7 protein-coding genes are annotated in these 4,280 nt (G+C 64.7%); 3 read left to right on the top strand and 4 right to left on the bottom strand.

Features of this window, described 5'->3' with window-relative positions; genetic code table 11:
• Window positions 1-183 precede the first annotated feature (183 nt).
• The 3 genes from A7D27_RS26655 to A7D27_RS26645 all read right to left on the bottom strand — a co-directional run bounded on the left by A7D27_RS26655 (window position 184) and on the right by A7D27_RS26645 (window position 1,543).
• Window positions 184-927, bottom strand: coding sequence for a class I SAM-dependent methyltransferase (locus A7D27_RS26655; protein WP_069566657.1), 744 nt, complete (start codon window positions 925-927; stop codon window positions 184-186).
• 98 nt (window positions 928-1,025) lie between these two features.
• A complete protein-coding gene (locus A7D27_RS26650) occupies window positions 1,026-1,283 on the bottom strand; it encodes a DNA-binding protein (protein ID WP_069566656.1) in 258 nt (85 codons plus the stop codon).
• Window positions 1,280-1,543 (bottom strand): hypothetical protein, encoded by a 264-nt coding sequence (locus A7D27_RS26645; RefSeq protein WP_069566655.1) that lies wholly within the window; start codon window positions 1,541-1,543, stop codon window positions 1,280-1,282. The genes A7D27_RS26650 and A7D27_RS26645 overlap by 4 nt, the downstream gene beginning before the upstream one ends.
• A gap of 208 nt (window positions 1,544-1,751) precedes the next feature.
• Between A7D27_RS26645 and A7D27_RS26640 the strand changes: the two genes are divergently transcribed.
• Together A7D27_RS26640 and A7D27_RS26635 are read left to right on the top strand one after the other, a co-directional pair.
• Window positions 1,752-2,009: a hypothetical protein gene (locus A7D27_RS26640; RefSeq protein WP_069566654.1), complete on the top strand. Its 258-nt coding sequence runs from the start codon at window positions 1,752-1,754 to the stop codon at window positions 2,007-2,009.
• Window positions 2,010-2,116: 107 nt separating this feature from the next.
• The gene (locus A7D27_RS26635) at window positions 2,117-2,401 is read left to right on the top strand and encodes a hypothetical protein (protein ID WP_069566653.1); all 285 of its coding nucleotides are present in this window, start codon (window positions 2,117-2,119) and stop codon (window positions 2,399-2,401) included.
• Window positions 2,402-2,454: 53 nt separating this feature from the next.
• Here A7D27_RS26635 and A7D27_RS26630 read toward each other — a convergent pair whose 3' ends face one another.
• Window positions 2,455-2,811 carry a hypothetical protein gene (locus A7D27_RS26630; protein ID WP_069566652.1) on the bottom strand — a complete coding sequence of 119 codons (357 nt, stop codon included), beginning with the start codon at window positions 2,809-2,811 and terminating at the stop codon, window positions 2,455-2,457.
• A gap of 649 nt (window positions 2,812-3,460) precedes the next feature.
• Here A7D27_RS26630 and A7D27_RS26625 point away from each other — a divergent pair.
• The gene (locus A7D27_RS26625) at window positions 3,461-4,198 is read left to right on the top strand and encodes a SapC family protein (RefSeq protein WP_069566651.1); all 738 of its coding nucleotides are present in this window, start codon (window positions 3,461-3,463) and stop codon (window positions 4,196-4,198) included.
• Window positions 4,199-4,280 lie beyond the last annotated feature (82 nt).

Below are 4,280 nucleotides of genomic sequence, written 5' to 3'. Positions count from 1 at the left end.
GCAGGCGCCCGCCGTGGCTGTGCAGGTGCTGGAGTTGGGGATGCAGCTCACTGAAACGGTCGCCGAACCAGCGGCGGGTCGCGGTGGTGGACATGGCAGGGCCTGGAGAGGGGAGAGGGGAGAGGCGCGCAGTCTGGCAGGCCGGTTGCGGCCCGGCCAGCCGGCGTGCAGCGTGAGGCGCGCTCAGCGCTTCACGCAGACGAACAGTGCATTGCCGGAGCGGCCGTCCCAGGGGGTGATGCGCTCGTAGTCGTGCTCGAACACCTGCACCTCGAAGTGCGGCGCCAACAGTTGCTGCAACTCGTCGAAGCCGGTGGCGACCATCGGGTGCTCGTCTTCCCAGCGTTCGGTGATGCCGTCGGTGGTCTTCTCGATGCACAGGCGCAGCGCCTGCTGCTCCCCCTCGCCCCGGTAGAACCAGCCGGAACCGAAGGTGAAGGCGCTGCCCTCGTGCTCCACCGAATGGCGCACGAAGGACTGGTTGTCGATCTGCCGCTTGTCCACCGTGTTGAAGCAGAACACCCCGCCCGCCGCCAACGCCCCGTGTACCCGCTCCAGGCAGGCCCGCAACGGCGCCAGGCCGGGGTTGTAGTGCAGGGAGTAGAGGAAGCAGGTGATCAGGTCCTGGGGCGCGTCCACCGTGAAGCTGGCCATGTCCTGCCGGCTGAACTGCGCCTCGGGGCAGCGCAGTTGGGCCAGGTCCAGCATCGGCTGGTTGATGTCCAGGCCGGCGCTGGCGTAGCCGAAATCGAGAAAGTGCCGCACATGGGGCCCCGTCCCGCAGGCCAGGTCCAGGTGCCGCCGCCCCGAGGTGCCGAACAACTGGTGCAGGCGCCGCACGCAATGGCTCTGGGCCGGGTAGTCGATGTCCGCGCACATCAGGTCGTAGTAGGCGGAAAGGTCGGTGTAGAGCGCGTTGGAAGACATAGGGGCCAGCCGCCAGCAGAACGAAAAGGCGCGCATGGTAACCCAGCGCCGCGCGCAGCCTGTCGGATGGCACAACGGCGCAGGAGGAGGAGGGGGGATTACTCGACGGGGTCGGCGGCCTGGGCGTCGTGGGCCGGGCTGGTCTGGCCCTTCTCGGGGATGATCTCGCCGCTGGCGAGCCACAGGGCGTACTGCGGGTAGAGCTGCACCAGCACGTCGAGCTCTTCGCTGCTGACGCGCACCGCGCCTTTGCTGACGTTGAGCCAACGGCTGTGCTCGGTGCCGCTCAACACGCTGAGTTTCTTGGGGCCGATCTGCTTGATGAGCAGACGGGCCCGGTCGGCAGAGCGGGTCAATGGAGCACGTTGGGTTGTTGCTGGGCGTCGTAGGCCGGGCTGGTCTGGCCCTTCTCGGGGATGATCTCGCCGCTGGCGAGCCACAGCGCGTACTGCGGGTAGAGCTGCACGAGGGCCGTCATTTCCTGGGTACTGATGCGGGTGCGCTTGTCGTAGCGAACCGTTCTCCAGCGGGTGCCGCTGATGTCCGTCGTTCTCACCAGCTCATCCAGGCCGGTGATGTCGACGAGAGCTCTGATCCGATCGTCTATTGATTCCATATCGATCTATAGCGTTCTCTTTGTACTGTACAAAAACACCGTACAAAGTGTATTGTTCGTTGTAATGTACGCAGATTCCTGGCGTGTACCGGGAGCGGCGTACCCCGAAAAGTTGAACATAGTGCAATAAAAGCCAAGGGCTGTGGAGGTAAACCCGCCCCTTGCGGGTGAAGGCCAGCCTGGGCGCGTACCCAAGGAGGGATCTCGGATGCAGGCACTTCCCGTGTCCAACGCCGCTGCCGCGCTGGACTATCTCGGTCAGACCGTGGTCATGGAACTGCGCTGGGCCGCCGAGTCGACGTCCACCTGGGGCATCTACCACGTGCTCGGGCTCGTCGTGCCGATGGCCGGGGTGTATGAGAGTGGCCACTTCCTCGTCATGGACGCCGTCAACGGCGGCGACTTCCCGGACGAAATCTTCTGGGACACCATCCGCACCCTGCTGCCCCTGAGCCCGAGCGACTGAAGCGCCGGGCGCCCCACGCATTTGTGGCGGCCTGCACGCCGGGCGATTTCGGCAGCGCTTATCCTGCCGTCCCGACCCGGCGCATCCCGCGCCCAAGGACAGCCCCCATGAAACGCGCCTGGTGCCTCGCACTGCTGATGCTGGCCAGCCATCCCCTGCTGGCCTCCACCCTGCACGAAGCCGAAACCAAGAACCTCGCCTACTCCATCAGCGGCGAGCAGACGACCGTCATTACCTTCATCAACCACGCCCGCGCCACCCGCAAGCTCTACTGGCTCAACTACGAAGGCCAGCGTGTCCTCTACAAGGAACTGCGCGCCGGCCAACGCCAGCGCTTCGACACCTACCTCACCACCCCTGGCTGGTCACCGACGCCGACGACAACGCCCTGACGATCTACTACCCGGATACCGAGCCGAGGGTGGTGGAGTTGAGGTAGGGCGGGCTACTGGAATAGCCCTTCGAGCGTCCGCAGCGCACTGAGGATCGGAGGGGTTGCAAGATCGGACGTCGGGCCCAACTCGGGCATGGCCTCCCGCACGTATGCCAGCGGAATGACCGGCCCGAATCCCGCCAGGACCTGGGCAGCAGCCGGGAACACCGCCGGGTGCAGTGCAAGTACCGACTCATCGACACCTACCCACACACCCGGCCCGAGCCACTCCCACTGGCGAAGACTCTCGGCCAGTGCGTGCTGCCCAATCGCTGCCGCGCCCTGTTCGAGCAGGTGGCGGACCAACGCGACGTCCACGTCATGCAGGCGAAGGGTGCGGTTGGCGAACTCGAAGATGTGGTGGGCCATGGATACCTATTGGGCGGGTAATCGCGTCGCTATGCGTACACACAAGCGTATAGACGCGCATAGAAAGACGTATATCGCCGTGTATCAATCTGCGCCGGGCAAGGTATAGAAACTCCACCACCGCTCGCCATGCTTGACCGCTTTTTCCCCACCATCAGGCGCTTCGGTAGCTGCCACGCCTGATCCTCGGAAAGTCGACAAAGCTCCATTACCTCTGCCCGCTTGATCTGCCCATGCTGTTGCACATAGCTCAACACCATCTGTTCCTGCTGAATCGGTGTGAAGCCTACCTGGCGGGTATAGGCGGCCTTGTTTCCCACTGCTCGTTGGCGGAGACACGGGAAAGGCCGTTTGCTGAGGCAGAGTTTTCGAGCGGGTATTTCGCTTCGGGTTTTGGCGTGCAATCTTGCAATGCTTCGGCGCTAGGGTGGGCGTCGGCGAACCGTTCGCGTTGTTCGATCACGGCCGTGCCGTGGTGCTCGGTCTTGGCCGGTGCTGGCCTGCAACGTGTCGCTGTCCGCTTCAACCGGGGCCGGTGTTTCAGTGCCGGCCCTGTGGTCGCCACCCTTCAAGGACGTGGTGCCGGACCTGGCTGCGGGCAGTCGCTGGCCCGGTTGGCACTGCATTGAGTGATGCAACGGAGATACCCATGACCACCCTGCTGCTCTACAAGGACATCCAGGCGCTCAACCGCGATGAGCACAAGGCGCTCAAGCTGCGTGCCGTGGAGCATTGCGGCTTTGCCGGTTCCACCCACCTGGTGCCCCTGGCCGGCCTGGAATTCTTCCAGGCGGCGCTGCACTACCCGATCCTGTTCATCGGCGAAGGCGAGCGCCTGGTGCCCATCGCTCTGCTGGGCCTGAAGGAAGGCACCAACAGCTACCTCGATGCGCAACTGCGCTGGCAGGCGGACACCTACATCCCGGCCTTCGTGCGGCGCTACCCGTTCGTGCTGGCCCAGGACGATGCCCACAACTTCACCGTGTGCTTCGACGCGGCCTACGAAGGCTGGAACGAGGGCGAGGGCCGTGAGCTGTTCGCGGAGGAGGGCGGCAACAGCGCGTTCCTCGACGAGATGATCGACTTCCTGCAGAACTTCTCCGCCGAGATGGAGCGCACCCGGCTGTTCGTCCTCAAGCTCGAGGCGCTGGGTCTGCTGGCCAAGCGCACCCTGCAACTGACCCACCCCAGTGGGGAGACCTTCGTGCTGTCGGACTTTCTGGCGGTGGACGAGGCGAAGTTCCTCGCCCTGGACGATGCCCAGGTGCTGGAGCTGCACAAGACCGGCTTCCTCGGCTGGATCTACGCCCACCTGATGTCCCTGGGCAACGCGAACCGCCTGTTCACCCGCATGGTCACTTCCCGTGGCGAGGCGGCCCTGCACTGAGTGCCGGCGGGCGGGGCTCCGCGCTCCGTTTGTGCTGGCGGGTGCGGGCATGAAAAAAGACGTCCTCGGACGTCTTTTTTGT

The organism is Pseudomonas sp. 1D4, from assembly GCF_001728925.1.
Taxonomy (GTDB): domain Bacteria; phylum Pseudomonadota; class Gammaproteobacteria; order Pseudomonadales; family Pseudomonadaceae; genus Metapseudomonas; species Metapseudomonas otitidis.
This window is presented reverse-complemented; position numbering and strand designations above follow the sequence as displayed.

What these genes read in the sequence shown, in the direction of transcription:
- A7D27_RS26645 (WP_069566655.1), bottom strand. Translation starts at nt 1,543, where the DNA reads ATGGAATCAATAGACGATCGGATCAGAGCTCTCGTCGACATCACCGGC.
- A7D27_RS26630 (WP_069566652.1), bottom strand. Translation starts at nt 2,811, where the DNA reads ATGGCCCACCACATCTTCGAGTTCGCCAACCGCACCCTTCGCCTGCAT.
- A7D27_RS26635 (WP_069566653.1), top strand. Translation starts at nt 2,117, where the DNA reads ATGAAACGCGCCTGGTGCCTCGCACTGCTGATGCTGGCCAGCCATCCC.
- A7D27_RS26625 (WP_069566651.1), top strand. Translation starts at nt 3,461, where the DNA reads ATGACCACCCTGCTGCTCTACAAGGACATCCAGGCGCTCAACCGCGAT.
- A7D27_RS26655 (WP_069566657.1), bottom strand. Translation starts at nt 927, where the DNA reads ATGTCTTCCAACGCGCTCTACACCGACCTTTCCGCCTACTACGACCTG.
- A7D27_RS26640 (WP_069566654.1), top strand. Translation starts at nt 1,752, where the DNA reads ATGCAGGCACTTCCCGTGTCCAACGCCGCTGCCGCGCTGGACTATCTC.